Raw genomic sequence first — 24,812 nt, 5'->3', positions numbered from 1 at the left:
TACCTGGTTGCGGGGTCCGCTCGGACTTCTCCGCAACCATGTGCCACTCGACTTTTATGCCCATGGATTTAGACGTTTGTCCTAGACGAATGTGCTAGATATGTGTTAGACATATGTCTGAGACGTTTGGGCAATGTAGTGGGAGTCGAGGAAGTCATGAGTGCCAAGTCCGGAATCAGCCAGGTCCGTGTGCTCGTCGCCGGTGGCGGCATCGGCGGCAATGCCGTTGCGCTGCAACTGCTTCGGTCGGGTATCCGGGCCACCGTCGTGGAGCGGGCCGCGGCGCCGCGGCCCGGCGGGCAGGCCGTCGACCTGCGCGGGCCGAGCCGCGAGGTAGCCGAGCGGATGGGAATGATGCCCGGCATCCGCGATTACCAGCTCGACGAGCGCGGCATGAAGTACGTCGACGGCAAAGGCCGCGAGATCCTGCGCATGCCCGCGGAACTCTTCGACGGCAAGGGCGGGGTCGCCGAAATCGAGATCACCCGGGGGGATCTCAATCAGGTTCTGCTGGATATGCTCGCCGCCGAGGGCGGCGTCGACTACCGCTACGGGGAGTGGATCACCGCGATCGAGCAAGACGACGCGGGCGTCGACGTGACCTTCGCCTCCGGCGCCACCGAGCGGTTCGACATCGTGATCGGCGCGGACGGATTGCACTCCGCGACCCGCCGCATGGCGTTCGGCCCGGAGGAGCAGTTCGCCACCTACCTCGGCGGATACATGTCCTTCTTCACCCTGCCACGGCCGGAAAGCCTGGAGCCGCATTGGTTTTCGATGCACTCGCTGGTCGGCGCCACCGGGCTGGGCATGCGTCCCGATGCCGACCCGAGCACATGCAAAGCGCTCGTCGTGATGCGGGCCGAGGCGAATCCCGCACTGCGCCGCGACGTCGAAGCGCAGCAGCAGTTCATTCGCGAGCGACTGGCAGGAGGCGGCTGGGAGTCGGATCGCATCGCCTCGGCGATGGCCGACGCACCGGACTTCTACTTCGACGAGCTGGCGCGCATCGACATGCCGAGCTGGGTCCGGGGCCGGGTGGCGCTGCTCGGCGATGCGGGCTACTGCGGCTCGCCGCTGACCGGGCAGGGGACCGCCATGGCGCTGGTCGGCGCGTACGTCCTCGCCGGAGAGATCGCCGCGCACGCCGCCGATCCGGAGCGTGGCTTGGCCCGCTACGACGAGGTGCTGCGCCCCTTCGTGAAAATCGCGCAGCAGTTGCAGCCGGGCGGGCTGCCCGCCATGACGCCCAAGACCCGCTTCGGCATTCGCGCAGGACATCTGGTCAGCAAGCTGATGATGTCGAAGGCGATGCGGCCGCTCATGATGCGGATGCTCAGCAAGACCGAGTCCTACGACCTGCCCGACTACTCGGGGGTGACTGTCGGCTAGCCCCGACGAAGCTCTCTGGCGCGTCCAGCAGTTTATGAGCACGGGCACTTGCGCTCGAACGAATCGAGCGCGAATGTCCTGCACGAGAGCGACTTCGCGGGCTACATCGCCGCCCCGTCAGTCGATCACCGTCCGACCGTCGAGCAAGAAAGGCAGCACGAAGGTAAGCAGCATGGCGCGTTCCTCGTCTTCGCCCGCGCCGGGCAAGGTCAGCAGCGATACCATCGCGCGTACCACCCACCGGCCCACACGCTCGGCCGCCTGTGCGGATAGTTCGGGACGGAATCCGGCGACGAAGTCCGTGGCGAGCGCGTCAACCACACCCGGTGAATTCGCCAGCTGGGCAACGATTCCCGCGTTGGCCGGTTCGAACCAGACCGCCAGATGCGGCGTTTTGCGCACCTCGGCGAGCAGCGCGGTCAACGTATCGAGCAGCTGCTCCTCCGGCGTCACGTTTGCCGAGACCGCCCGTTCCAGCCATACCCGCTGGACCAGTTGACGCGCCTCGCGCCCCGCGAAGGCGACGTAGAGCGCCTGTCGATTCTCGAAGTAGCGGTACAGCGTCGCCCTGGAACAGCCCGCGGCCTCCGCGACTTCGGCCATTCCCACTCCGCTGACCCCGTTGTCTATGAACAGCGCGCGGACCGCGTCGAGTATGCGCTCACCGGCCAACTCGGCGCGTCCGTCGGCCAGCCAGTCACCGCTCATGCCGCGCACCGGAACGGCACGGTGGTCGGCCTGCGGACGTAGGGACCGTTCGCGTACTCGACCGCGTCGATGTCGACCACGTACTCGGGGAACCGGTCGAGCAGTTCCTCGAGCGCGACGCGGGCCTGCATCCGGGCGGCGGCCGCGCCGAGGCAATGGTGCGGCCCATGCCCGAACGTAAGAATGCGCTGCGGATTCCGGTCGATGTCGAGGGCGGCGGCGTCCGGGCCGAACGCCCGCTCGTCCCGGTTGGCGGACCCGAACACCAGCAGGACCTTGCGTCCGGCCGGCACCGTCTTTCCGGCCAGCTCCACATCGCGCGTTGTGGTCCGCGCCAGCGCCTGCACCGGCGAGGTCAGCCGGGCGAATTCCTCCACCGCGACACGAATCCGGTCCGGGTCGGCGGCGAGGGCGGCGCGCTGGTCCGGATGCTGTTGCAGCAGTTGCACCGCGCCGCCGAGCAGGCCCGTCGTGGTGTCGTTCCCGCCTGCGACCATGGTCCAGGTGTAGGCCAGGACTTGGACCAGTCCGCGCATGTCCGTATCGTCGGCGGCCATTCCCGCTTGGACGAGTAGCGACACGGTGTCGTCACCGGGATCGGTGCGACGGCGCTTGATCAGCTCGGCGAAGTACCCCATCATCTCCGCCGACGCCGCACGAGCTCGGGTGTTCGCACGGTCGATGCTGCCCGCGACGACGGCGTCGGTCCACCCGTCGAACCTCGCCCGGTCCTGCACGGGCACGCCGAGATAGTGCGCCACGACCATGCTGGGCAGCGGCTTGAACAGCTGCTCGACGATGTCGCCACCGCCGTGGCCCGCTATGTCGTCCAGCCGATCGCGCACGAATCGGCGGACCACCGGTTCGACCTCCTCCACCTGGCGCGGTGTGAACCCGCGAGCGACCAGTTTGCGAAAGTCGGTGTGCTGCGGCGGGTCCTGCATCACCAGCGGCGGATTGTCGGTCAGACCGAGTTCGTCGAGCTCGCCGTATTCCACAGTGAGTCCGTCGCGCGAAGAGTAGGTCTCGCTGTCGCGCGCCGCCGCGTAGACGTGCTCGTGCCGAGTGAGCACCCAGTAGTCGTTCTCCGGTCGCGCGGCCGGTACGACGTGATGCACCGGGTCCTGTTCGCGCAGCGCGGCGTACGTCCCCCACGGCGACACCCAGGTGGGGCCGGACCGAAGTTCGAGAACGGGAACCGCCCGATACGCAACGTTCACCATGTATCGACAGTAAGACAAAATACTGAAACTGTCTAGAACAGGTTCCAGATCGGTCGGCCGGACCGATCACGCTCAGCATCAGCCCGGCCGCCCCTTCCCCGCGTCGGGTCCGGTGCCGCACACCCGTGGGTTACCTTCGGCAGCCGCAACGACGGTCTGGTTGCCGGTCAGCTCCAGGAAGAGCCAGCGCGAGCGACCGCTCCGCACCTCATGCCCACCGGGCCGGCCACCCCTCGTAGACCGGCCCGGCGGACACCACCCCCGAGGCCGACCTGTCACCCCTCGAGACAGGTCGCTCCCCGGTTTCCCAACCCCCCGGTGGGGGCTATCTCCCCGCGAGACCAAGAATGCAAGCGCGGGCTTGGCGCACCCTTAAGAACACCTTGCAAGATCAAATCCGCAGGTAGCGGAGCGTTACCAAGTGGTGACGCGGCAAGCCCCTACCGCACCGCCGCGATCGCGGGATGATGGAGACAAGTGCGCCAAGGAGATTGGGAGCGACGATGGAAACCGTGGTGGTCTGGATTCTGGCCAGCCTGCTCTACTGGTGGGGCCTGCTGTAAATGAACGAACCTGGCCGCCCGCTCGGCCAGGTCTACGACAACCGTCGCCCAGCTTCCCGCTCGAAGACTTCGCCGACAGGTGTCGCCCTGATCGGGTGCTCTCGGGCCTGCCCGCGCAGTGACGCGGCAACCACGATCCGTTCGGCGCCCCTGCGATCGCCACCATGACGGAATCCGTCGTATCGAGCGCGTTATGTGTCGGATCCCGGCTCATGCCCTGCGGAAAAGGGTCGCGACGTGCGGCGTCTATCCATACTCGGTCGCATCCGTTCCAAGAAGGAGTGAGAAATGCTGACTGTCCTGCCCATCAGGTACGTCTCGGATGTGGAAGCGTGCCGTAAGTTCTACGCCGGTCTCGGGCTCGTGTTCGATTCGAACGCGAGTCTCGATATCTGGGCGCAACTTTCGGCCGATGCCGGGGCGGTCGGATTGCACGACTTCACGGTGTCGAAGGGACGCCCGGCCGGATCGGTCGAACTCGGGTTCGCGACCGACGAGAAGCTGGAAGTGGTCGGCAGCCGATTGCGCGAGCAGGGTTACGACTACGAGATCTTCGACGAGGACTTCGGTCGCAGCCTGCGGGTCGTCGATCCGGACGGCGTGACGCTCCAGATCCAGGAGATCGACATGGCCGTGGCGAGGGCGTCCGAATCGGCCCTGTCAACGCACGCGCGAAACGAGTAGGGCTCGGCGCAGTGGCCGGCATCACAAATTCGCGGCGGAATAGGTTCCGGCGACGGGTGGTTGAAGCTCCCTGTCGACGTCCGGACAGCCCCGGGCCGCACCCTTCGTCGCTTCGAGCGACCACTCGCCGAGAGGCGCTTGTGGGACGTCGACTCGAGTCGTGACGTTGGCGTGGCGTCCGACAAGCTGAGCGCCGTCAGGTCTTGCGACCTGGCGGTGTTTTGTCTGCTCCGGTCGCCGTCGCCGGAACGCTGTCTTGTGCGGTGACCTGGGAGTCCGGCGGACTAACCGGTCAGATGCGCCGTGACCACCGGCGCGACCCGGGCAATCAGCTCGCCGAGCGATTCCGAGGCGATCGGCTCGACCTTCAGGACATGGCGGAGGTAGGCGATGCCGAGCAGTTGGGCCATCGCCAAATCGATCCTGAGTTCGGCGTCAGGACCGGGCAGGGCGGAGGCGAGCTGCGCGTACAGCTGGCCCTGGATGAATTGCCGGACCAGGCCGGCGGACTCCTCATGGGTCGCCGCGCCCCGCAGGATAGCCAGCAGCGGGCCGCGCGATTCCGGCTGTTCCCATGCCTCGAAGAACACCCGCGTCAGCCGGTCACCGATCCCGCCGCTCGCACCGTCGATGATCCGCGCGGCGAGGTCTGCGGGCTCGAACGGCCATCCCATAGTGGCGCGGAAAAGTTCGGCCTTGTTGCCGAAATAGTGCCGGATCAGCGCCGGGTCGACTCCGGCGGCCGCCGCGATGTCCCGCACGGTCGTCTTGTCGTAACCGGATTCGGCGAACTTGCGGCGTGCGGTCTCTACGAGCACATCGCGGGTGTCGGTCTTGCCGGGGCGTCGTCCGATCGGAGGCATAGTGCCCGAAATTCTACAGGCGTTGACTTTCTGGCTTCACTCGACTTAGGCTCGACAGAGAAACTCAACAAGTGAGGAGTTTTTGATGCCAGCTCCACGATGGATCGCCCGAGCCAACAAGATCGGGCTCAATCGGGTCACCAAGTTCATCGCCCCGTGGGCGCCGGGATGGGCGGTGGTGATCCACCGCGGGCGCAAGTCGGGCCGGGTCTTCCGGACACCGCTGTGGGCCTTCCGCCGCGGAGACGGCTACGTGATCGCGCTGACGTACGGATCGAACGCGGACTGGGTGCGCAATGTCCTCGCCGCGGACGGCTGCGAACTCCAATCCAGGCGAAGGCACTATGCGGTCGGCACTCCCCGCGTCTACCGGGACGAGAACGCCACCGACATGCCGCCGTTCATCCGCTTCATGCTTCGCAAGGTGATCAAAGCTCCTGAATTCCTCAGCGTCGAGGTCGTACGCGAACTGGAGGCACCGGCACGATCAGCCCCACCCGTCGCCCGCTGAACCCGGATTTCTCGCGGCGCTTGCCGAACGATGCTTGTTCGGTCAGGGCACGATTATCTCGATCGTTGACGGGATGTTCGGATGATCGGTCCGCAGGGTGAGCCGGACACGCCCTGGGCCAGTGCCCATGTGAATGGTCGGTCCGGCGTGCTGGTAGCAACCCGGCGTGAACTTCTGGCAGGCAAAAGGATCCACGTACTGGCTGACCGAGCCGGTGCCGCCAGTGTCGAGGTTGTGCCAGTCGACGATGGCAGTGACTGCACAGCCGAGCACCGGCCCCGCCGACAAAGGCTCCAGACCGATCCCGGTACTGAGGCGAAGCTCTATGGAGTGTGTGGCCCCAGCGTTAGCGGAGTATTGGTAGAGGGGGCCGTCGGTTGCTTGCCCGTGTGCCGACAGCAGACCGGCGCAGACACCGTTCCCGAGCGTCCATGCCGGAGCGAAATCGACCGGTGTCAGAACACACGAACGCGGCGGCTGGTTCGACCGACCTGGCTGGCATGGTTCACCTGCGTGTTCGGCGCTGGCAGTGGCAGGCACAACCAAAGCCGCACCGGCGCATATGAATACGGTGACCGCAGAGCGCAAGAGTCCATGCTTGATACCCATACGCATGGATGCTAACGCCGGTCGAGCACCATCCGGCAGGTAATCGGGAATACCTCGCCGCTGGCGAAGTCACTGACGACGACCGGACCAATGTCTGGTCTGCGTATCGAAAGGTCCTGCCCTCGAAACCGCTGAGGGCAGGACCGTCTCGGCATGTTGCTACGTGCGGTTGAACTCACCGTCGATGACGCCTGCCGTGAAGGCATCCCACTCGCCGGGGGTGAACACCAAGTCCAGGCCGGTGGGGTTCTTGGAGTCGCGGACGCCGATCATGCCCGCGTCGAGAAACGCGACCTCCACGCACTGGGAACCGCTCTCGCTGTGCTTGCTCTTGAACCACGTCGGCTTTGCTACGTCAACGTCCACGTTCCATCTCCCGTGTTGCAATGAAGGAGGGCCTTTTTCGACTTCGTGCTACCTTCGGTCGAACTCGCCGCCGATCACGCCCGCAGTGAACGCGTCCCACTCACCAGGCGCGAAGACAAGAGCCGGGCCGCTGGGGTTCTTCGAGTCACGGACCCCGATCAAGTCTTCATCGAGGAACGCGACCTCGACGCACTCCTTTGTGGCATCGCTCCGGCTGCTCTTGAACCAGTTCGCCTTGGATAGGTCAACGTTCACGCTCAAACTCCCTCGCTACCTGCCGCAGCAGATTCCTGCTGCTCACGACGTCCAGCGCAGCTTGCTGGATTGCCTCATTCGCTTGATCGTACCGACGAACGTCTTGTTCCTTCTCCAAGTACATGTCTCCGACGAAGCTCGGGACGTACACGACCCTTGGCTCAGCTTCGCCGCCTTTCGAATCGTTACCGAAGCCGAGGATGATGAACGGCCCGGTGAGCTTGCCGCCCGGCACTCCGGCGGAGAACGGGAGTACCCGGATGGTGATGTTCGGCTTCGTGCTCAGGTCGGCAAGGTGTCGACACTGTGCTGCCATGACCCTGTTGTTGCCGATAACCCGACGCAGAACGGTTTCGTGCAGCACGATGTCGATAGTTGCGGGCCGCGCTTTCCGAGTGATGAGCACCTGCCGCTGCATTCGCATCCGGACTCGGCGTTCGTGGTCGTCGTCTGTCTCATCCGGCACGCCCATCCGGATGACGGCACGGGCATACTCGGCTGTCTGGAGCAGTCCAGGAACGAGTTCGACCTGGTACGAGGTCAGACTTCTCGCTGCTGCTTCGAGTCCCACGTACACGTCGAAGTTTTCCGGGATCAGATCGCCGAACTCATGGAACCACGACTTGACCTTGGCCTGCTTCGCCAAGCCGATGAGAGCGGCGGTCATGATCTCGTCAGCTCCGTAGATGCGGCACAGCGCCTCGACATCGTGGACACGGACCCGGTCGGCGGTGCCTTTCTCCAGCCGTTGGAGAGTGCTCGACCCTCGCTCGATCAGCTCGGCGGCTTCGGCGATCGTCATGCCGGACTGAAGCCTGAGTTCTCGCAGGTATCGACCGAGTTGCCGTCGGGCGACAGTGGATTCGATCTCGGACATCGCGGGCGCTCCATCTGGGTGTGAACCGGGCGAATTCTGAACTGCGGGTTGGCCGTGCTCTGGGCAAGTCTGCGGCAAGGCATGGGTCTTCCGCTGGGCTATTGGGCTTCTTTCTTTGAATCTCCCAGAATCCGTTGCCCATTGGCCGTATGCGCTGTCTCCTGACTGCAGGTTCGGCCCGAGCGCGTTGGTTCTGCCCAGGCTCTTGAGCTCAGCATTTACCAACGGCCGCAGGACGATCGGGCGAACTTGCCTCACCCACTCGACACAATCAGGGGCTTAACCGTTGGACCACATACCTTTTGGGGATACACCCGCGACTCGGTGTCACTTCTATCGACGGGTGTGCGACCTGCCCGCCGTGATCGACCCACCACAGCTGGGTCGCATCATCATGCCCGCCACACACGTGTGGGCCTTGATGATGCCCGCACATCTGGGCCAGGCCGTCAAGCTCGAAATGCAATGTCGGGCGGCGGAGCTCGGAGCGGTCCTCGCCCATCCCCGCTCTGCCAGGTGGACCTATCTAATCCGTCCGGACTTGCCGGATGAGGTCAGCCTCTTCGCAGAGCTGTTCCGCCTCAATGTCTCTGTCGTACGTGAAGGAGGCACCATCGCGCTTCCTTCGCCTGCAGATCAAGGCGCGTCGTTCAGGCGGTGGGTTGAGCCACCGCGTTGCCTATACCGTCCATCGGGTTTGGTCGTACTCGCGGCGATCCGGGCATGCGCCGGGCCAGGGCAGGGACGGGCGGTGGCGCATGCGTGACTGCGAGTGTGGGCCGTGGGTCATGTGGTCGCATTGCGGCTTCGGCAAATTCGATCCACTCACCAACACGCTGACCGAGGTCGCCTGCCCGTCGCGACACTGCGCGATCTGGGTTCCACTCGTTGACGGAAAGCTCGCCGCACACGAGCGAACCGATGGCGGACACTGCCCGTGGACCGGCGTCCGCGTGGAAGACGACCGCGCAGACCTGCTCCCCCTGCCGGACCGGATCATCGACTCCGAGGCAGTGCGATGGAGCGAGGAGCAGTGACCGCCGCGAACGCCTCTCCACTCCCTGAGGAACCAGACGTACACCTCAGCGTCTTCCTACACGGCGCCCGATTCGATTTCGCCGCCTGCCTCACGGCCGCACTCCTGTTCATCCAAGACCATCAGGCTCGCCACCACGCCGACGCAGTAGCCGTAATCGCAGGCGACACAACAGGTCTACCGCGCCTTCCGTGCGAAAGACTCTTCCTCCAGCCCTGACCCTCAGCACTCTCGCAAGGCTCGCGCACCTGCTCAGGTCCTGACCTATGCGGAATCAAGCAGGTGTGCGGCGAATGCCGGGGCGCGATGCCGAATCAGATGGAACCAAGGCGGGGCTCGCCGCGTCCTATAGTTGTGACGGGGAAATCCGACGCCGACGCTGGGAGAGCTATGCGCACCGCTGACGTCCTATGCACTGTGCTCGGTGGTGCCGCTGTATTGGCGCTCGCTACTGGCTGCGGGACGGTCACGGACGGCACCGCGACTACGACCAGCGCGGCGGCAGATAGCCCTCATATTTTCAACCCCTGTACACAACTCAGCGACGACGTATTACGCGCAAACAGGGTCGACCCCGCAACAAAGAGCGTGACGACAGATCCCGCAGAGGGTCCGTCGTCATGGCGAATCTGCAAGTGGTCTTCGATCGAGCTCCCGTACTTCCTGTCGGTAGCGTCTTCCAGCCACACAGTGCAGGAGACCCGAGCCAATGAGAGAGAAACCGGCTTTCGGGACGTAATGATCGGCCCGCGAACTGGGCTGATCCATCAGGACAAGATTGACACCCGAGGTGAGGTCTGTCGAGTAGCGATACCTGCGGCGCAGGGCATGTTCGTGATCAGTGCGGCCTGGCGCGCGTCCCAACCGATCACTCGTGACCGATGCGAACTTGCGGTCCAGCACGCGAAGGATCTTGAACCACACTTACCGAAGTGACCCACTGCGGGCTCGACGAGCACGGCTTCAGATCTGTGCGGGGAGAACAACATGGCGGACAACATGCAGAGTGAGTTGCAACGCTGGCAGCAACTCAAACAGCAGGCGGTAAGCGGCGAATTCAGGATGGAAGAGGGGATCGGTGATGCCCTGCGGCTTCGCTGCCAGACGTTGGTCGCGGCGCTCGAAGACATGAAGGAAGGCGCGCAGGCCCTCGCCTACCTCGCAGGTTACGGCGATCTCCCCTCCGCAAAGATCATCCAGTCGAAATTCGAGAAGAAGGCTGCTGGTGGCGACTCGCACGATCCCAACGACTCGGCCGTCGCCCGCCTGCAACAGCACATCGAGGTCGTCCAACTGATGCACGACACCTACGCCGCCGCGATCGGCAAGCTCGAGTCCACCGATGAGGCGGCGGGCAGCCGGATGAACACGCTGACACAGGAAGTGCGCTGATGGTCAACCCGCTCGACGTCGCCAAGGGCGTCATCAATGTCGTCGCCGGTCCCGGGGCGGGTATCGTCGTAGATGCGCACACCCAGTCGAATCAAAACAACGACCGGGATTCCAATCTCCGCAACGACGCCGATGATTACTGGAGATCCGATCGGCAGATCATCGAGAACGAGTGGGGCAAGCTCGATCCGCAGTACCATCAGCCGGCGCCGAACAAGGTCCTCTCGCCGGAGGCATTCGAAACTTGGTCGCACGAACAGATTTGGATCGCGCTGAACGGCCATGGCGTGACCAAGGGCGTCGAGCAGGGCGATATCAACGCGGGTGCCGACGGTTGGCGGCGACTCACCGAGCAAGCCACGAACGCGATCAACGCTTTCCGCGCGGGCGTCGACTACGACATCGAAACAATGTGGACCGGTAGAGCCGCCAACGCCGCGATGGAGGCCACCCGCACCTACTCGGACGAGTTCGAGAAGTTGACTGTCAGCTTCCAGATGGTCGCGAACGGCATCGACCTCATGCAGGGCTACCTCGATCAGGCCAAGCGCTCGGTCGCGCCGCCGGAGAATGTGAACACCCTCGGCGAGTTCATGGGCCATGTACCGGGCAACGGCGTGCTGAAGCTGTCGAAGCATCGCGCGAATGAGGCTGAGGCGCATGCCCAGGACGTGATGAGCACGATCTACCAGCCGGGTGTCTTGAAGGTCGACGGGCGAACGCCGCTGCTGCCGGAGGCGTACAACCCGGTCAGCAAGTCCGGCGAGCAGCCCAGCTACCCGTCCGGCCCAGTTCCTGATGGCAATCCCACGTCGAGCTATCCGTCCGGTGCCGATCCGGAGGGAGTCGATCCCACCGCCCAACAGCCCGGGGACCCCGACAGCACCACTGCGCAGAACACCAACGACCAGAACGCGAACCAGCCCGACACGAATCCGGCCAACACCAGCGCGCCGCAGACCGTTCCCCAGAGCTTCCTGGAGGACCCGGTCGGCCGCCCGAACACACCGAGCCCCGGCTCACCGCACCTCAACACAGCGAGCCCCGGTTCACCGGGCATCCCGGGTATGCCGACCAACACCCCTGGCCCGGGCAAGAGCGTTCCCGGCAAGCCGACCGGACCGACCGTCCCGAGTGCCACGCCAACCAGGACGGGCAATCCGCAGGCCGGGCGACCGGGCATGCCCGGATTCGGTATGCCCGCAGCCGCGCGCGGCAAGGGGGAAGACGACGAGGAGCACAAGACGCCCGACTACCTCGTCCAGGACCGCACCACCGAACTGCTCGGCGAGCAGCCACGCGTGCTGCCGCCGGGCGGCGTCATCGGCGGATGAGCGAAAACTGCTGGCAGCTGGATGGTTTCGCGTTCACTCTCGCCGTGTCCGCGATGGGACGGGACCGGCTGCCGTATCCATTGAGCTACCGCCCGGAGTTCATGGAACACCGCGACGACTACGAGCGGCTGCGCGCCCGCATGGCACAGCGGTTGCAACAAGTCTTCGACGAACGACTTCACCGCGCACTGACCACATTGCTGGAACCGCGGGTACGAATCGAGATCCACGGTTTCCACGGCCCGAAGCACGCACAGGTGGTGCGCATCCACGCAGGTCTCGCAGGTCAGGTCGCCACGATCGCGCAGCAGTTGCCCGGCCCAGATCGCGAGCACGGTCGCGACGTGGTCATCACCCAGTGCGGCGTGCACATGCTGGTCGCCCAGATCGCGGCGAAACTGCCACGCTGCCAAGGCGGAAGTCACTACCCCTTCACGGCGCGACGCTCCGACCTCGACCAGCCGGTGTACTCCCGCCACCCGACCCGGCTATCGCCCGTCGAAGAACTCAACCGGTTCCTCCGACGTCCCCGCGCCAGCACCGGCGAAATCACCGTCTACCCAGGCGCCGCCTACGACGCCCGCCCCACCACCGACGGCCACGCTTTCATTTGGCTCGACTACCCCACCGACGGCCGCTACCTGCTGTTCAACCACGACGACAACGATTTCAGCATCGCCCCCGGCCCCACCGACGAACTCATGCGCCAACTCCAATCCCGCATCGATACCGTCAACCGCGCCCGCACCGGGGCGTGGTAGCGATCTCTCCTTTTCGGCTTAGGCCTACAGGGCTACCACTTTCTGTGGCGTGGCGGTTCGAACGTCAGCCGGTGATTTCACGACTTGGGATACACGACCTCGAGATGGGTGTACTCGCAATGGCACGGAGGGTTGCAGCCGAGTTCATCGAATTCTTCGGTGAGGTGGACCGGCACGCGGGAGCCATGGGATCGGGTGAGGGTCCATAACCATGGCTGCGGCTCGTCGCCGAAGTTGCAGAGAATGTCGCTGCCGGTGTGTGCTGCGAGTTGGTCGATGAACTCGTGGGGGTCCATCGCATCCTGTTCGGATGGTGGCGCAGCGGAACTGATCGAGAACGTCGCAGCGAAATCTCCGCCGACGGGCCCGAATGTGCAGAAGACCGCGAAGGGGCCGTCCCGGTGAACATCGCGGAGTGCCTCGTCGACGAGGTTGTCGCTGCTGACGAAGATTTCCGACTCCGGGACGTCGAAGCATCTCCGCAGAAAGGTGCGAAGTTCCATCGCGTCGAGAGGGTCGGTGCACAGCCCGTCGCACGCAATCACTGGACGAACGTACTCGGCTGACGCTATTCAGTGCCAGCAGGTTGAGCCGGTTCGTCTGACCGAACCCGGTCCAGGCTTCGCCGAGTAGTACCGCCGATTCTCCTGTCCGTCCCGGCGTTTCTTCGGACATCGAGGTTGCGACGTCTGTTGCCCCGGCCTGCGTGGACGCAGGGAGTACGGGAGGATGCACCGCATGGCGTCGCAGGATGGGAGCTTGCACCGCAGGCTCGGGCTTACCGATTCGGTGATCATCGGGCTCGGGGCGATGATCGGAGCGGGTATCTTCGCGGCGCTGGCGCCGGCGGCGGCCTCAGCTGGGAGTTGGTTGCTGCTCGCGCTCGCGGTGGCGGCGCTGCTCGCGTACTGCAATGCGATGTCGTCGGCGCGGCTGGCGGCGCGGTATCCCGTTTCGGGCGGGGCATATGTGTATGGGCGGGAACGGCTCGGGCCGTTCTGGGGCTATCTCGCCGGGTGGGGATTCGTCGCGGGAAAGACGGCCTCCTGTGCGGCGATGGCGTTGACGGTCGGCAGTTATGCCTGGCCTGAGCAGGCGCATGCGGTGGCGGTTGGCGCGGTGGTTGCGATTACCGCGGTCAACTACACGGGGGTGCAGAAATCGGCGGTGGCCACTCGGGTGCTCGTCGCGGCGGTGCTCGCGGTGCTCGCGCTGGTGGTCGTGGCAGGGTTGTTCGGAACGCATTCGGCGGCAATGGCATTGCCCGATCGGATCGGTCCACGTGACGTTCTCACGGCGGCGGGGCTGCTGTTCTTCGCGTTCGCCGGATACGCGCGCATCGCCACCCTCGGCGAGGAGGTGCGAGAACCAGAGCGGACCATTCCCCGGGCCGTCCTGATCGCGCTCGGGCTCGCGCTCGCGGTCTACTTGCTGGTGGCCGTCGCGGCGCTGAGCGTGCTCGGCTCCGCCGGGCTGGCCCACGCAACCGACCCGTTGGCGAAAGTGGTCACCGCGGCGGGCGTCCCCGCGGCGGCCCCGGTGGTGCGGATCGGTGCGGTGCTCGCGGCGGCCGGATCGCTGCTCGCGCTGATTCTCGGTGTGTCCCGCACAGTGCTCGCGATGGCTCGGGATCGCTACCTACCGGGTGCGCTGGCTGCGGTGCATCCGCGGTTCGGGGTGCCGCATCGCGCGGAACTGGTGGTGGGCGCGGTCGTCGCGGTGGTCGCCGCGGTCTTCGATCTGCGTGCGGCGATCGGCTTCTCCTCGTTCACGGTGCTCGTCTACTACCTGATCGCGAATGTCTCCGCCGCGACTCTGACCGCCGAGGAAAACCGTCCACCGCGCTGGATTCCGGTCGTCGGCGCGGCGGGCTGCGTCATCGTCGGATTCTCGCTTCCGATCAGCTCCGTCCTCGCCGGACTCGGCACCCTCGCCGTTGGCGCCGTGCTGTACGCGCTGCGTACGCGACCACGTGGATAGGACTAACTCGCCGCGCCGCGGCCTCCCTGACTCGGCAAGTTCCGCGCCGCTTCATCCCGCCTGTTGACCGTACGATCACACCCGGGAGCGCTAGCCTTTGCGCATGGGGCGTTTCGGTGGATTCCTAGCGGGAATCGTGGCGGTCTCGCTGGTAGCGGGCAATCTACTCGCCGGGAGTGCGTACGCCGCGCCCGACGATGAGGTTCGGTGCGCGATTACCTCTGGCCGTGACCTGGAACGGGCGGCGCCGGAGCAGGTCGGATTGGATTCCGGGCGGCTGCACGAAGCGTTGCGGTTCGCGGCCTGGCGAAACCGGTTCAACGTGCAGGTGTTCCGGCACAACTGCCTGATCGGTGAGGGGCTGACGAACGATCAGACCGATCACGTCGCGTGGAACATCTGGAGCGCGACCAAGAGCGTCGTCTCCGTGCTCGCCGGAATCGCCTGGGACCAAGGCAAACTAGAACTCGACGCGCCGATCGACCGGTATCTGCCCGCCGAGCTCGGTGGACCTGCGCACCGGTCGATCACCGTGGAGAATCTGCTCACCGAGACGTCGGGCATGCGGGTCGGAGTGGTGACCGAGGGCATCACCGGCGTGATCCCGATCGACCCGAACAGCGCGGTGCAGGCGCTCGGCGTGCCGCTGGACAATCCGCCCGGCACCGTATTCACCTACAGCCAGCGGAATGTCGACCTGCTGGCTTACGTGCTCGAGCTCGCCGTCGGTGAACCAGTGCAACAATTCGCGCAGCGGGAATTGTTCGATCCGCTCGGCATTCAGCGCGGCGACTACTACTGGGCCCGCGACCGCTCCGGGCACACCTATGGTTACGCACACCTGATGATTCCGCCGAAGGGCTTCGCGAAGCTCGGCCTGCTGGCGAGCAACGAGGGACAGTGGGGTGACCAGCGCATCGTCTCCGCCGAGTATCTGCGGAAAGCGCGCACGCCCTCGCCGGCGAACCCGTGCTACGGGTACTTGTACTGGCTCGGGCCTGGTTGCGCCGAGACCGCGGACTTCCTGCCCGGCGACGTGTACTCGATGGCGGGGCTGGGGATGCAGAACGCCTTCATCATTCCGAGCCTGGACCTCACGGTGGTGTGGACCGGCGTCTTCGGCAATGTCAGCAGCCAGGGCGTGAGCGGGATCATTCAGAACACCCAGGAACTGCCCTACGAGTTCTTCCGCAAACTATTCGACGCGTTCGACGAGCGGCCGGTACCCGACCCCGGCCCCTACATCGAGCCGCCGCTGCGGCTGGACCCCCGCCGCTTCGTCGACAACGACATCCTGATCGCGGTCTTCGGCCTCGGGCCCGCCGCCTACCCGGGCTGCAACGTCTTCGCCTGCCTGAATCACCCGTTGAACCCGCCATTCGCGGACACCCCGCCGGGCTGCGCCATCCTGGCCTGCCTCGGGCCCGACCCACGCACCCCGGGCATCCGCTGATCCGGTATCACCCCTGGGCGTGTTGCACCTACCGTTCGCAGATACCTTGCTGGCCTGCGCAATCCCGGCGTACCTCGGCCCCGCCCGACGCACCAAGGGCGTCCTTTGAGCGATGCCACCCTGGGCGCGCCCGTTGACCTGCCGCTCGCGGACACCCCGCCGGGCTACGAAATCCCGGCCTACCTCGGCCCCGACGCGCGCACCAGCATCCCTGAGCGGTTCCCCCTCGAGTCACTGCCTGCGCACCTCGGGCCGATCGGCGCAGCCCGCGCGTTCGTTGCCCCTTGGCTGACCCGTTCTTCCCGCCGACCGGTTCGCACCGGACTGCTTGTCTAAGCGGACAGATTCGTGACCCATCCGTGCAGGTCGTCGGTGCGCAGCGCGGCGTAGTGGCGCTTGCGTAGCGCCTGCGAGACCGGCCCTGGTGTGCCATCGGCGATCAGGCGACCGTCGACCTCGACGACCGGGGCCGCCCCGGAGGAGGTTCCGGTGACGAAGACTTCGTCGGCGATGTACAGCTCGGTGAGGTCCACGGTGCGTTCGACCACCGGAATGCCGTCCTCGGCCGCCAAAGTGAGCACGGTCCTGCGGTTGATGCCGTCGAGGATGTCGCAGGACACGTCCGGGGTGATCAGCGTGCCGCCCCGGACGAGGAAGATATTCGCCGCACTGAGTTCGCAGACGTGCCCGTTGCCGTCGAGGAAGACGCAGTCGTCGTAGCCGCTGTCGATCGCGTCCTGCTTGGCCAGGACCGAATTCACGTACGCGCCATTGACTTTGGCGCGGGATGGGATGGCGTTGTCCGGAATGCGCCGCCACGGGCTTGACTTCAGCCGCATCCCGTCCTGCGGGACGATCGGCACCGCGTCGTAGACGAAAATGCTCACCTGGATCGCGCAGCCACGCACCCGAGTGCCCGGAATGGGTTCGACCACATGCACTGTCGCCCGCACGAAGACGTCCTCGTCCGGGGCGTTCGCCGCCACCAGTTCCACGACGGCAGCGCGAAACCTGGCGAAATCCCACTCAACGGCGAACCGATCGATCCCGATGATCTTGCACGACTCCTCGAGCCGCCGAAAATGGTCCTCCAGCCGAAACGCCGTCCGTGCTGCCCCGTCCACGTGCACCGGGAAGACGGTGTAGACGCTCAGTCCGTACAACACCGCCGACGACGCGACTCCGACCGTGGCTGCATCGGCCGCAACGATTCGGTCGCCGAGATACACGTGGGGATGAGGGTTAGCCATCGCCGCAGGCTAACAGCGCTGCGGCCACGCAGGCGAACATATTTCGCACCGGCCCGAGATGACGACTGACGTCGCCGCGCATCCAGACGATCGGCACGGGCGCGGCGAACAGCGCCCCTACCGCCGGGGTGACCAGCCGAAAAGTGCCTTCCGAGCGCTATTCGTAGTGCTTGCCGACCTTGGCGATCCAGATCGCATCATCCACCACTCGGTAGACGATGCGGTGTTCCTGCGTAATCCGACGTGACCAGTAACCCGCCAGGTCGTGCTTCAAGGGCTCGGGCTTGCCGATGCCCTCGAACGGATCGGTCAGGATGGCCTTGATCAGCACATTGACCTTCTTCAGCACAACGCGGTCGCGCTGAAGCCACGCCGAGTATTCCTCCCACGCGGATTCGGAAAAGACGACTCTCATTCGATGAGGTCGCGCTCAGCGCCGCCGCCGCTTTCGAGTTCCTGGATCGACCGCCGTAGGCGCGCCCCGTCGCGCCCACTCAACAACTCCACGGTCGTCATCAGCGAGTCGTAATCTTCCTTGGACATCAACACGGCATTCCCCCCTTTCGACACGATCTCTACCGTGTCGTGATCCTCATTGACCTGCTTGACCAGGGGAAATAGATTCTTGCGTGCTTCACTCACGGAAATCGCCGCAGCCATCGTTCCTCCCAGCCTGTCGTACGAAATATGGTACCACTGAGCTAGGAGTCGCGCGAGTGATTCAGCGGTTGCTGAGCAGGACCTCGGCGATCTGAATCGTGTTGAGGGCGGCGCCCTTCCGCAGATTGTCGCCCGAGATGAACAGGGCGAGACCGCTGCCGGACACCGCCTGGTAGCTGGACACGATCAGGCGGCGCAGACCCGCGATGTCGTGCAGCGGCTTGAGCACCGGCATGGCCGCCATGGTGGTGCAGTTCGGATTCGCGATGATGCCCTTGACCAGGTTGCGCGTCTGTTCCGGGTTCACCTCGCTGACCACCAGCGGGACTTCGGGATCCTTGCGCCAAGCCGACGAGTTGTCGATGACGGTGACACCGGCCGCCGCGAAACGCGGGGCCTGCACCCGGGACATGGTGGCTCCAGCGGAGAACAGCGCGACGTCCAAGCCGGACGGATCGGCGGTCTCGGTGTCCTCCACGACGATCTCGCGGCCGCGCCACGGCAGCGTCTTGCCCGCCGAACGCGCGGAGGCGAAGAACCGCACCTCGTCGGCGGGAAAGTTGCGCTCGTCCGCCATATATGTTCATAATTTCAGTATGTTCACTACCGATGAACATCAACATGAAGTGAACAAGCTCCTACATGAAGCGATGCCGGTACTTCAAGAGCACGGCATCGCTCTGCGGGTTGGCCAGCGACGGCTGGATAGCCCGGATAGCCACTACGACCTGGTCGCACGGCTCGACGCCGGGGCGCGTGGTCATCGCGATTACGCTGTCGAAGTTAGACCTCGCCTGTCGAGCGCGAATGCCAAAGCACTTCCGCCCACGAAGCTCCCACTACTACTTATTACGCCGTATGTATCCAGAGCAACTGCAGATGTACTAAGACGAAGCGAGGTCGACTTCGTAGACCTTGCCGGAAATCTGTCCATCCGTTGGCCTTCGCTGCTGATCAACATCGTCGGCAACCGCCCTCGTGAACCTCAGCCCAAACCGTCCCGGCGGGCACCCCGTGCCTTCAGCACCGCAGGCGCAAAGGTGCTGTTCACAGTATTGAGCTGGCCGGATACGCTCACGCTTCCCCTGCGGTCGATTGCGGATCGGAGCGGCGTATCTCTTGGAACCACCCAGATCGTGCTGAATGAGCTGGTCGCGAGTGGCTATATATACAGCGCCCACGGCCGGAAAACGTTGACCAACGGCCGAGAGCTACTGGACCGATGGGCCGAAGCGTTTACCACCTCGGTAAGCCATAAATTGGCTTTCGCCGAGTTTCGCGACAAGTCCGATCGGTGGTGGCAGGGCTCGCGAGAACTTTTGCTCGAAAGCGGAGTGCAGCTCGGAGGAGAGGCCGCCGGCAGCGTGCTCGATCCACATTTGATCCCAACGACAACTCTACTGTACTGTGACGCCTTCCCGCGGCCCGTCATCGCGCAGCGCCACTGGAGCCGAGCCGACCGCGATTCTAATGTCGTTCTTCGACAACGCTTCTGGTCGGCACCAGAACCTTTGGACCCGCTGGTACCGAGCACATTGATATACGCGGACATGTGGGGATCGGGGGACCCCCGTCAGCGGGAACACGCGGAAAGGATCCGGCAGCATGACAATAGACTTGTCCAACTCGACAGATCCTGAAATTGCCATGGCGACAACGGTTCTCGTCGAGATACTGCCGGTGATGAACGCGCTCGCCATCGACTTTCTCGTGGTCGGAGCAACGGCCCGCACGATTACATCCATCGGGTTCTTCAACAAAGCCCCGGAGCGCGCGACCCGCGACGTGGATATCGCGATCGCCGTAGCAAGCTGGCAGGAAGTCAGTCAGCTGCAGTCACGTATGAATACCGCACCGTCATGTTGCCCAACGACTTCAGCATGAACACGCTTGGGTTCCGAGAGGCTTTCCTAGCAGCACAAACCGTTACTCTTCCTGGGCCGCTCGCACTTCGCATTCCGTCGATGGCCGCACAGGCGCTCCTGAAGCTCGTCGCGTGGCATGACCGGCGTTGGGATAGTAAGAAAGACGCGATTGATCTGCACACGATGCTCGACTGGTACGACGACGACTCGCAACTCGACGCCCTCTATAGCGAAAATCTCGATCTGCTCGCCGCCTACGACTACGATTCGACACTCGCGAATGCCCACCGACTCGGTCGCGACATCGCACCTCTTCTCGACCCGGCAGCGGCGCAGAGAGTTCATCGCCTGCTTGTCGACCGGAGCGCTATGGAGCGCCTGGCGAACGACATGGGGAAGTCGTTCGATCGAAGTTACCAGAGGCTTTCCGCTATGTACGCAGGAATTGGGACCAAGGACACCGACGCGGGCTGAGTCGTCATCAGCGAGTCATAGCTTTCCTGGGACATCAGCCCATCCTCCCATTTGAGACCACAAGTCGCGCGCACAGCTCAACACCAGCTCTGCGGGCCGCCGCTCCTGCAGGTGCAGCCGCCCGCACGCTGGTCATGCCCCTCAGCGGTTGCTGAGCAGGACCTCGGCGATCTGAATCGTGTTGAGGGCGGCGCCCTTCCGCAGATTGTCGCCCGAGATGAACAGGGCGAGACCGCGACCGCCGGGGACGCCGGGGTCCTGGCGGATGCGGCCGACGAGCGAATCGTCGACACCGGCCGCGGCCAACGGAGTCGGCACGTCGACCAGCTTGACGCCGGGGGCCTTGGCCAGGATCTCCTTGGCATGCTCGACCGAGAGCGGCTCGGCGAACTCGGCGTTCACCGACAGCGAGTGGCCGGTGAAGACCGGGACGCGCACGCAGGTGCCGCTCACCGCGAGATCCGGGATGCCGAGGATCCTGCGACTCTCGTTGCGCAGCTTCTGATCCTCGTCGGTCTCGCCGGAGCCGTCGTCGACCAGCGAACCGGCTAGCGGAAGCACGTTGAACGCGATCGGCGCGACGTACTTGTTCGGCGCGGGGAAGTCGACGGCGCGGCCGTCGTGGGTCAGCTGCTCGGCGTCGCCGATCACCGCGCGCGCTTGGCTCACCAGCTCTTCGACACCGGCCAGACCGCTGCCGGACACTGCCTGGTAGCTGGACACGATCAGGCGGCGCAGACCCGCGATGTCGTGCAGCGGCTTGAGCACCGGCATGGCCGCCATGGTGGTGCAGTTCGGATTCGCGATGATGCCCTTGACCAGGTTGCGCGTCTGTTCCGGGTTCACCTCGCTGACCACCAGCGGGACTTCGGGATCCTTGCGCCAAGCCGACGAGTTGTCGATGACGGTGACACCGGCCGCCGCGAAACGCGGGGCCTGCACCCGGGACATGGTGGCTCCAGCGGAGAACAGCGCGACGTCCAAGCCGGACGGATCGGCGGTCTCGGTGTCCTCCACGACGATCTCGCGGCCGCGCCACGGCAGCGTCTTGCCCGCCGAACGCGCGGAGGCGAAGAACCGCACCTCGTCGGCGGGAAAGTTGCGCTCGTCCAGCAGTTTCCGCATGACGGCGCCGACCTGCCCGGTCGCGCCGACGACTCCTACGCGAATGCCCATGATCTATCGCCCCGTTCCCGCGTGGACCACCGCGACCTCGTCGCCGCCCAGGTCGAACGCCCTGTGCAGCACCTTGACCGCCTCGTCCAGTTCGGTGTCCCTGACCAGCACGGAGATCCGGATCTCCGAGGTGGAGATCAGATCGATGTTCACACCCGCGTTGGCCAGCGCCTCACAGAAGGTGGCGGTGACGCCGGGGTGGCTCTTCATGCCCGCGCCGACCAGCGACACCTTGCCGATGTGGTCGTCGTAGAGCACCTGGGAGAAACCGATGTCGGCCTGGCGCTTGGTCAGCATCTCGACCGCGCGGGCGCCCTCGGTCTTCGGCAGCGTGAAGGTGATGTCGGTCTTGCCGGTCTCGATCTTCGAGATGTTCTGCAGGACCATGTCGATGTTGATCTCGGCGTCGGCGACGGCGCGGAACACCTTGGCGGCGTAGCCCGGTTCGTCCGGCAGCCCGACCACGGTCACCTTGGCCTCGCTGCGGTCATGTGCGACGCCGGTGAGGATTGCTTGCTCCAAGGGGATGTCCTCCATCGATCCAGAAACGTAGGTGCCCCGCTTGTCGGTGTAGGACGAGCGCACATGCACGGGCACGTTGTAGCGGCGGGCGTATTCGACGCAGCGCAGCATCAGCACCTTGGCTCCGCAGGCCGCCAGTTCCAGCATCTCCTCGTAGGAGACCTGTTCGAGCTGCTGCGCGTCGGGCACGATCCGCGGGTCGGCGGTGAAGACGCCGTCCACGTCGGTGTAGATCTCGCAGACGTCGGCGTTCAGCGCGGCGGCCAGCGCGACCGCGGTGGTGTCCGAACCGCCGCGGCCCAACGTGGTGACGTCCCTGCTGTCCTGGCTGACGCCCTGGAAGCCCGCGACCAGCACCACGAGGCCCTCGTCGAGCGCGTCCCGGACACGGCCGGGGGTCACGTCGATGATCTTGGCGTTGCCGTGCGCGCCCGTGGTGATCACGCCCGCCTGTGAGCCGGTGAACGAACGGGCCTCGGCGCCGAGCGAGTGGATGGCCATGGCGACCAGCGCGTTGGAGATGCGCTCACCGGAGGTGAGCAGCATGTCCATCTCGCGCGCGGGCGGTGCAGGCGCCACCTGCTGGGCGAGATCGAGCAGCTCGTCGGTGGTGTCGCCCATGGCGGAGCAGACGACCACCACGTCGTGGCCCTGCTTCTTGGTCTCCACGATCCGTTCAGCGACGCGCCGGATGCGCTCGGCGGTCGCTACCGAGGATCCTCCGTACTTCTGAACAACGAGAGCCACGACAGGGTCCTCCAAGATCGACAACAAACTGGTAACAGTCACCCAGGGTACCGGCCGAGGGCCAGCGGTTTCGGCGATACCTACCTGGCTTGTGCAAAAGCCCACAGCCGCATCCCATCCCGGGCATGCCGCGCGGCCCGCAGACGATGAGGGACGATGTGCGTATGAAGAGCACGCTGCTCGAGGTGAGAACAGGCCACACCGAGGTGGTGCAGGACATCACACCGCAGTGCGCGACATTCGTCCGCGAAGCAGGCGGCGACGGGCTGCTGCACGTCTTCGTGCCGCACGCCACAGCGGGGATCGCGATCATGGAATTGGGGGCGCGCAGCGACGACGACCTGCTGGCCGCACTGCGCGATCTGCTGCCCGCCGACGACCGGTGGCGACACGCGCACGGCTCGCGCGGACACGGCCGCTCGCACGTGATGCCCGCCATGATCGCGCCGTACGCGACAGTGCCGGTGCTCGGCGGAAAGCTCGCCCTCGGCACCTGGCAGTCGATCGCGCTGGTCGACCTCAATATCGACAATCCGGACCGGCAGGTGCGGCTGTCATTCCTCGCCGACGCGAGCTGAGTCGACCCGGCCGGGTCCCTGCGGCTGGCGGCCGGGCACATCAGGCCCTGGTGAACCAAGTGACCTGCGCGCCATTGCCGAATTCCTTGCGCTGAGCGGGGGTGAACAGCGTCGGGCGGAACGTGCCGGAGAACGCGGACACGCCGCCACCCGCGACCACCGGGTAGCTCTTGATGATCATCTCGTCGATCTCGCCGAGCAGTTCGGCGGCGAGCTTGCCGCCGCCCGCGAGCCAGATGTCCGAACCGTCGGCCCGCTTCAGCCCGCGCACGAACTCGACAGGGTCGCGCTCGACCACCTCGACGGCCGGATCGTCGACCGGACCGAGCGTGCTGGACACCACGTACTGCTTCATGTGCGCGTACGGGCTGGTCACGCCGATGGACAACGCGGGCTCGTAGGTGCCCCGTCCCATCACCACGGTGTCACACCTCTTGTTCGCCTCATCCACCGCCATTCCGGCGTGCGGACGCACGTGGCTGGGTACGAATTCGGGGTATTCGGCGCTGATCCAGGCCGCCATCTCGGCATCGAAGGGGTAGAAGTCGTATTCCCCCGAGGGTCCCGCGATGTAGCCGTCGAGCGACACGCCCACGTAGTAGACAAGCTTTCGCATACCCATACCGCCTAACTCGTTGTACTCTGTACGCAGTGATTTGAAATGTAGTACTACGACTGGAGTGGTGTCAAGTGCGGACCAACCCGGAGCGGCGACAGGCGCTGGTGGACGCGGCGATCGAAGTTCTCGCGCGCGACGGCGCACGCGGACTGACCTTCCGCGCGGTGGACAAGGAGGCCCAGGTACCAGCAGGCACGGCGTCGAATTACTTCGCCAATCGTGACGACCTGTTGACCCAGGCCGGCGCCCGGTTCTACGAGCGGCTACAGCCGAGCGAAGCCACCATGGCCCAGCTCACCGAGGGGCCGAAGAACCGCGCGAACATCATCGAGCTGATGCGGGAGACGGTCGGGCGCGTCGAGGCCTTCCGCACCGGCTACCTCGCACTGCTCGAATTGCGCCTGGAGGCGACCCGGCGACCGGAATTGCGCGCGGTGCTGACCGAGCGGGTACGCCAGGACATCGAGTTCAACGTACGCAACCACCTCGAGTCCGGCCTGCCCGGCGACGAGAAATCGGTGCTGCTGCTCTACCTGGCGCTGAACTGGTTGATCGTCGACCGGCTCACCCTGCCCGAGGTGTTCACCGAGGAACAGAGCCAGGCATTGATCGAGGCCGCCGTGGAGCGGGTCATCAGCGGAGACGACCGACCCGGCTCGCCATAGCTTCACGGAATGGTTGTGACGCGCAGCACTCCGTTCGATAATGGGGCGATGATCGCACATGTAGGAGATCGACTCTGCGTACACGGACACGTGGTGGGAGAAGTGGATCACCTGGCCGAGATCATCGAGGTCCGCGGACCGGACGGGGCGCCGCCCTACGTGGTGCGCTACTCCGACGGTCACGAATCACTGGTGTATCCAGGGCCCGACGCGATCGTCGAGCCCGCCACGTCGGACTGAACGCCACTG

Annotated in this window: 30 protein-coding genes and 1 pseudogene; 16 read left to right on the top strand and 15 right to left on the bottom strand. The window is 65.1% G+C overall.

Features of this window, described 5'->3' with window-relative positions; translation table 11 throughout:
- Positions 1 to 156 precede the first annotated feature (156 nt).
- Entirely contained in the window at positions 157 to 1,392 is a 1,236-nt protein-coding gene (locus OHA40_RS17535; RefSeq protein ID WP_330228020.1) for an FAD-dependent monooxygenase, read from the top strand.
- A 117-nt stretch (positions 1,393 to 1,509) separates the two neighbouring features.
- Here the strand turns inward: OHA40_RS17535 and OHA40_RS17530 are convergent, their stop codons facing one another.
- Both OHA40_RS17530 and OHA40_RS17525 read right to left on the bottom strand, forming a co-directional pair.
- Positions 1,510 to 2,100, bottom strand: coding sequence for a TetR/AcrR family transcriptional regulator (locus OHA40_RS17530; protein WP_330228019.1), 591 nt, complete (start codon positions 2,098 to 2,100; stop codon positions 1,510 to 1,512).
- A complete protein-coding gene (locus tag OHA40_RS17525) occupies positions 2,097 to 3,323 on the bottom strand; it encodes a cytochrome P450 (protein ID WP_330228018.1) in 1,227 nt (408 codons plus the stop codon). The genes OHA40_RS17530 and OHA40_RS17525 overlap by 4 nt, the downstream gene beginning before the upstream one ends.
- Before the next feature lie 851 nt (positions 3,324 to 4,174).
- Here OHA40_RS17525 and OHA40_RS17520 point away from each other — a divergent pair.
- Positions 4,175 to 4,570, top strand: coding sequence for a VOC family protein (locus tag OHA40_RS17520; protein ID WP_330228017.1), 396 nt, complete (start codon positions 4,175 to 4,177; stop codon positions 4,568 to 4,570).
- 284 nt (positions 4,571 to 4,854) lie between these two features.
- On the opposite strand, the gene OHA40_RS17515 is transcribed toward OHA40_RS17520, so the two are convergent.
- Complete coding sequence (locus OHA40_RS17515) at positions 4,855 to 5,433, bottom strand: TetR/AcrR family transcriptional regulator (RefSeq protein ID WP_330228016.1); 579 nt, start codon at positions 5,431 to 5,433, stop codon at positions 4,855 to 4,857.
- 85 nt (positions 5,434 to 5,518) lie between these two features.
- Between OHA40_RS17515 and OHA40_RS17510 the strand changes: the two genes are divergently transcribed.
- Positions 5,519 to 5,944 carry a nitroreductase family deazaflavin-dependent oxidoreductase gene (locus OHA40_RS17510; RefSeq protein WP_330228015.1) on the top strand — a complete coding sequence of 142 codons (426 nt, stop codon included), beginning with the start codon at positions 5,519 to 5,521 and terminating at the stop codon, positions 5,942 to 5,944.
- A gap of 42 nt (positions 5,945 to 5,986) precedes the next feature.
- Here the strand turns inward: OHA40_RS17510 and OHA40_RS17505 are convergent, their stop codons facing one another.
- The 4 genes from OHA40_RS17505 to OHA40_RS17490 all read right to left on the bottom strand — a co-directional run bounded on the left by OHA40_RS17505 (position 5,987) and on the right by OHA40_RS17490 (position 8,309).
- Positions 5,987 to 6,553 carry a hypothetical protein gene (locus OHA40_RS17505; RefSeq protein WP_330228014.1) on the bottom strand — a complete coding sequence of 189 codons (567 nt, stop codon included), beginning with the start codon at positions 6,551 to 6,553 and terminating at the stop codon, positions 5,987 to 5,989.
- Between the two features lie 159 nt (positions 6,554 to 6,712).
- A complete protein-coding gene (locus OHA40_RS17500; protein WP_330228013.1) occupies positions 6,713 to 6,919 on the bottom strand; it encodes a DUF397 domain-containing protein in 207 nt (68 codons plus the stop codon).
- A 48-nt stretch (positions 6,920 to 6,967) separates the two neighbouring features.
- The gene (locus OHA40_RS17495) at positions 6,968 to 7,174 is read right to left on the bottom strand and encodes a DUF397 domain-containing protein (protein ID WP_330228012.1); all 207 of its coding nucleotides are present in this window, start codon (positions 7,172 to 7,174) and stop codon (positions 6,968 to 6,970) included.
- Positions 7,164 to 8,309 (bottom strand): helix-turn-helix domain-containing protein, encoded by a 1,146-nt coding sequence (locus OHA40_RS17490; RefSeq protein ID WP_330228011.1) that lies wholly within the window; start codon positions 8,307 to 8,309, stop codon positions 7,164 to 7,166. The genes OHA40_RS17495 and OHA40_RS17490 overlap by 11 nt, the downstream gene beginning before the upstream one ends.
- 500 nt (positions 8,310 to 8,809) lie before the next feature.
- Here OHA40_RS17490 and OHA40_RS17485 point away from each other — a divergent pair, with 500 nt between their 5' ends.
- The 5 genes from OHA40_RS17485 to OHA40_RS17465 all read left to right on the top strand — a co-directional run bounded on the left by OHA40_RS17485 (position 8,810) and on the right by OHA40_RS17465 (position 12,574).
- The gene (locus OHA40_RS17485) at positions 8,810 to 9,088 is read left to right on the top strand and encodes a hypothetical protein (RefSeq protein WP_330228010.1); all 279 of its coding nucleotides are present in this window, start codon (positions 8,810 to 8,812) and stop codon (positions 9,086 to 9,088) included.
- A gap of 305 nt (positions 9,089 to 9,393) precedes the next feature.
- Positions 9,394 to 10,023 (top strand): DUF3558 domain-containing protein, encoded by a 630-nt coding sequence (locus tag OHA40_RS17480; RefSeq protein WP_330228009.1) that lies wholly within the window; start codon positions 9,394 to 9,396, stop codon positions 10,021 to 10,023.
- 51 nt (positions 10,024 to 10,074) lie between these two features.
- Positions 10,075 to 10,479 (top strand): hypothetical protein, encoded by a 405-nt coding sequence (locus tag OHA40_RS17475; RefSeq protein ID WP_330228008.1) that lies wholly within the window; start codon positions 10,075 to 10,077, stop codon positions 10,477 to 10,479.
- Positions 10,479 to 11,813 carry a hypothetical protein gene (locus tag OHA40_RS17470; RefSeq protein ID WP_330228007.1) on the top strand — a complete coding sequence of 445 codons (1,335 nt, stop codon included), beginning with the start codon at positions 10,479 to 10,481 and terminating at the stop codon, positions 11,811 to 11,813. Before OHA40_RS17475 ends, OHA40_RS17470 begins: the two co-directional genes overlap by 1 nt.
- Positions 11,810 to 12,574 (top strand): ESX secretion-associated protein EspG, encoded by a 765-nt coding sequence (locus tag OHA40_RS17465; RefSeq protein WP_330228006.1) that lies wholly within the window; start codon positions 11,810 to 11,812, stop codon positions 12,572 to 12,574. The genes OHA40_RS17470 and OHA40_RS17465 overlap by 4 nt, the downstream gene beginning before the upstream one ends.
- Positions 12,575 to 12,651: 77 nt before the next feature.
- Here OHA40_RS17465 and OHA40_RS17460 read toward each other — a convergent pair whose 3' ends face one another.
- The gene (locus OHA40_RS17460) at positions 12,652 to 13,077 is read right to left on the bottom strand and encodes a hypothetical protein (protein ID WP_330228005.1); all 426 of its coding nucleotides are present in this window, start codon (positions 13,075 to 13,077) and stop codon (positions 12,652 to 12,654) included.
- A gap of 235 nt (positions 13,078 to 13,312) precedes the next feature.
- On the opposite strand from OHA40_RS17460, the gene OHA40_RS17455 reads away from it, so the two are divergent.
- The 3 genes from OHA40_RS17455 to OHA40_RS17445 all read left to right on the top strand — a co-directional run bounded on the left by OHA40_RS17455 (position 13,313) and on the right by OHA40_RS17445 (position 16,343).
- Positions 13,313 to 14,554, top strand: coding sequence for an APC family permease (locus tag OHA40_RS17455; protein ID WP_330228004.1), 1,242 nt, complete (start codon positions 13,313 to 13,315; stop codon positions 14,552 to 14,554).
- A gap of 103 nt (positions 14,555 to 14,657) precedes the next feature.
- The gene (locus OHA40_RS17450; RefSeq protein ID WP_330228003.1) at positions 14,658 to 16,007 is read left to right on the top strand and encodes a serine hydrolase domain-containing protein; all 1,350 of its coding nucleotides are present in this window, start codon (positions 14,658 to 14,660) and stop codon (positions 16,005 to 16,007) included.
- 105 nt (positions 16,008 to 16,112) lie between these two features.
- Positions 16,113 to 16,343: a hypothetical protein gene (locus OHA40_RS17445; protein WP_330228002.1), complete on the top strand. Its 231-nt coding sequence runs from the start codon at positions 16,113 to 16,115 to the stop codon at positions 16,341 to 16,343.
- Here the strand turns inward: OHA40_RS17445 and OHA40_RS17440 are convergent.
- From OHA40_RS17440 to OHA40_RS17425, 4 genes and pseudogenes are all read right to left on the bottom strand, one after another.
- The gene (locus tag OHA40_RS17440; protein ID WP_330228001.1) at positions 16,340 to 17,257 is read right to left on the bottom strand and encodes an aminotransferase class IV; all 918 of its coding nucleotides are present in this window, start codon (positions 17,255 to 17,257) and stop codon (positions 16,340 to 16,342) included. The genes OHA40_RS17445 and OHA40_RS17440 overlap by 4 nt on opposite strands.
- Positions 17,258 to 17,414: 157 nt before the next feature.
- Positions 17,415 to 17,672: a Txe/YoeB family addiction module toxin gene (locus tag OHA40_RS17435; RefSeq protein WP_330228000.1), complete on the bottom strand. Its 258-nt coding sequence runs from the start codon at positions 17,670 to 17,672 to the stop codon at positions 17,415 to 17,417.
- Positions 17,669 to 17,917: a type II toxin-antitoxin system Phd/YefM family antitoxin gene (locus OHA40_RS17430; protein WP_330227999.1), complete on the bottom strand. Its 249-nt coding sequence runs from the start codon at positions 17,915 to 17,917 to the stop codon at positions 17,669 to 17,671. The genes OHA40_RS17435 and OHA40_RS17430 overlap by 4 nt, the downstream gene beginning before the upstream one ends.
- A 145-nt stretch (positions 17,918 to 18,062) precedes the next feature.
- A pseudogene (locus OHA40_RS17425) lies at positions 18,063 to 18,494 on the bottom strand (aspartate-semialdehyde dehydrogenase); the annotation flags it as partial.
- A gap of 19 nt (positions 18,495 to 18,513) precedes the next feature.
- Here OHA40_RS17425 and OHA40_RS17420 point away from each other — a divergent pair.
- Both OHA40_RS17420 and OHA40_RS17415 read left to right on the top strand, forming a co-directional pair.
- The gene (locus tag OHA40_RS17420) at positions 18,514 to 19,557 is read left to right on the top strand and encodes a type IV toxin-antitoxin system AbiEi family antitoxin (RefSeq protein ID WP_330227998.1); all 1,044 of its coding nucleotides are present in this window, start codon (positions 18,514 to 18,516) and stop codon (positions 19,555 to 19,557) included.
- A 99-nt stretch (positions 19,558 to 19,656) separates the two neighbouring features.
- Positions 19,657 to 20,256 carry a nucleotidyl transferase AbiEii/AbiGii toxin family protein gene (locus OHA40_RS17415; protein ID WP_330234232.1) on the top strand — a complete coding sequence of 200 codons (600 nt, stop codon included), beginning with the start codon at positions 19,657 to 19,659 and terminating at the stop codon, positions 20,254 to 20,256.
- 141 nt (positions 20,257 to 20,397) lie between these two features.
- Here the strand turns inward: OHA40_RS17415 and OHA40_RS17410 are convergent, their stop codons facing one another.
- Positions 20,398 to 21,432, bottom strand: coding sequence for an aspartate-semialdehyde dehydrogenase (locus OHA40_RS17410; protein WP_330227997.1), 1,035 nt, complete (start codon positions 21,430 to 21,432; stop codon positions 20,398 to 20,400).
- Between the two features lie 3 nt (positions 21,433 to 21,435).
- Positions 21,436 to 22,701, bottom strand: coding sequence for an aspartate kinase (locus OHA40_RS17405; RefSeq protein ID WP_330227996.1), 1,266 nt, complete (start codon positions 22,699 to 22,701; stop codon positions 21,436 to 21,438).
- 164 nt (positions 22,702 to 22,865) lie between these two features.
- On the opposite strand from OHA40_RS17405, the gene OHA40_RS17400 reads away from it, so the two are divergent.
- The gene (locus OHA40_RS17400; protein ID WP_330227995.1) at positions 22,866 to 23,279 is read left to right on the top strand and encodes a secondary thiamine-phosphate synthase enzyme YjbQ; all 414 of its coding nucleotides are present in this window, start codon (positions 22,866 to 22,868) and stop codon (positions 23,277 to 23,279) included.
- A gap of 40 nt (positions 23,280 to 23,319) precedes the next feature.
- Here the strand turns inward: OHA40_RS17400 and OHA40_RS17395 are convergent, their stop codons facing one another.
- Positions 23,320 to 23,895 (bottom strand): dihydrofolate reductase family protein, encoded by a 576-nt coding sequence (locus OHA40_RS17395; RefSeq protein WP_330234231.1) that lies wholly within the window; start codon positions 23,893 to 23,895, stop codon positions 23,320 to 23,322.
- A gap of 74 nt (positions 23,896 to 23,969) precedes the next feature.
- On the opposite strand from OHA40_RS17395, the gene OHA40_RS17390 reads away from it, so the two are divergent.
- Both OHA40_RS17390 and OHA40_RS17385 read left to right on the top strand, forming a co-directional pair.
- Positions 23,970 to 24,563, top strand: coding sequence for a TetR/AcrR family transcriptional regulator (locus OHA40_RS17390; protein ID WP_330227994.1), 594 nt, complete (start codon positions 23,970 to 23,972; stop codon positions 24,561 to 24,563).
- 48 nt (positions 24,564 to 24,611) lie between these two features.
- Positions 24,612 to 24,803, top strand: a complete 192-nt coding sequence (locus OHA40_RS17385; protein WP_330227993.1) for a DUF1918 domain-containing protein — start codon at positions 24,612 to 24,614, stop codon at positions 24,801 to 24,803.
- The last annotated feature ends 9 nt before the right edge of the window (positions 24,804 to 24,812 follow it).

It is taken from the genome of Nocardia sp. NBC_00508 (genome assembly GCF_036346875.1).
Classification (GTDB): domain Bacteria; phylum Actinomycetota; class Actinomycetes; order Mycobacteriales; family Mycobacteriaceae; genus Nocardia.
The sequence above is the reverse complement of the archived record's forward strand: the minus strand, read 5'-3'. Positions and strand labels throughout refer to the sequence as shown.

Coding starts and splice junctions, on each gene's coding strand:
- OHA40_RS17525 (WP_330228018.1), bottom strand. CDS start 3,323: ATGGTGAACGTTGCGTATCGGGCGGTTCCCGTTCTCGAACTTCGGTCC.
- OHA40_RS17480 (WP_330228009.1), top strand. CDS start 9,394: ATGCCGAATCAGATGGAACCAAGGCGGGGCTCGCCGCGTCCTATAGTT.
- OHA40_RS17420 (WP_330227998.1), top strand. CDS start 18,514: ATGTTCACTACCGATGAACATCAACATGAAGTGAACAAGCTCCTACAT.
- OHA40_RS17430 (WP_330227999.1), bottom strand. CDS start 17,917: ATGGCTGCGGCGATTTCCGTGAGTGAAGCACGCAAGAATCTATTTCCC.
- OHA40_RS17520 (WP_330228017.1), top strand. CDS start 4,175: ATGCTGACTGTCCTGCCCATCAGGTACGTCTCGGATGTGGAAGCGTGC.
- OHA40_RS17465 (WP_330228006.1), top strand. CDS start 11,810: ATGAGCGAAAACTGCTGGCAGCTGGATGGTTTCGCGTTCACTCTCGCC.
- OHA40_RS17400 (WP_330227995.1), top strand. CDS start 22,866: ATGAAGAGCACGCTGCTCGAGGTGAGAACAGGCCACACCGAGGTGGTG.
- OHA40_RS17410 (WP_330227997.1), bottom strand. CDS start 21,432: ATGGGCATTCGCGTAGGAGTCGTCGGCGCGACCGGGCAGGTCGGCGCC.
- OHA40_RS17395 (WP_330234231.1), bottom strand. CDS start 23,895: ATGCGAAAGCTTGTCTACTACGTGGGCGTGTCGCTCGACGGCTACATC.
- OHA40_RS17455 (WP_330228004.1), top strand. CDS start 13,313: ATGGCGTCGCAGGATGGGAGCTTGCACCGCAGGCTCGGGCTTACCGAT.
- OHA40_RS17435 (WP_330228000.1), bottom strand. CDS start 17,672: ATGAGAGTCGTCTTTTCCGAATCCGCGTGGGAGGAATACTCGGCGTGG.
- OHA40_RS17450 (WP_330228003.1), top strand. CDS start 14,658: ATGGGGCGTTTCGGTGGATTCCTAGCGGGAATCGTGGCGGTCTCGCTG.
- OHA40_RS17535 (WP_330228020.1), top strand. CDS start 157: ATGAGTGCCAAGTCCGGAATCAGCCAGGTCCGTGTGCTCGTCGCCGGT.
- OHA40_RS17515 (WP_330228016.1), bottom strand. CDS start 5,433: ATGCCTCCGATCGGACGACGCCCCGGCAAGACCGACACCCGCGATGTG.
- OHA40_RS17510 (WP_330228015.1), top strand. CDS start 5,519: ATGCCAGCTCCACGATGGATCGCCCGAGCCAACAAGATCGGGCTCAAT.
- OHA40_RS17530 (WP_330228019.1), bottom strand. CDS start 2,100: ATGAGCGGTGACTGGCTGGCCGACGGACGCGCCGAGTTGGCCGGTGAG.
- OHA40_RS17475 (WP_330228008.1), top strand. CDS start 10,075: ATGGCGGACAACATGCAGAGTGAGTTGCAACGCTGGCAGCAACTCAAA.
- OHA40_RS17460 (WP_330228005.1), bottom strand. CDS start 13,077: ATGGAACTTCGCACCTTTCTGCGGAGATGCTTCGACGTCCCGGAGTCG.
- OHA40_RS17440 (WP_330228001.1), bottom strand. CDS start 17,257: ATGGCTAACCCTCATCCCCACGTGTATCTCGGCGACCGAATCGTTGCG.
- OHA40_RS17470 (WP_330228007.1), top strand. CDS start 10,479: ATGGTCAACCCGCTCGACGTCGCCAAGGGCGTCATCAATGTCGTCGCC.
- OHA40_RS17385 (WP_330227993.1), top strand. CDS start 24,612: ATGATCGCACATGTAGGAGATCGACTCTGCGTACACGGACACGTGGTG.
- OHA40_RS17505 (WP_330228014.1), bottom strand. CDS start 6,553: ATGGGTATCAAGCATGGACTCTTGCGCTCTGCGGTCACCGTATTCATA.
- OHA40_RS17485 (WP_330228010.1), top strand. CDS start 8,810: ATGCGTGACTGCGAGTGTGGGCCGTGGGTCATGTGGTCGCATTGCGGC.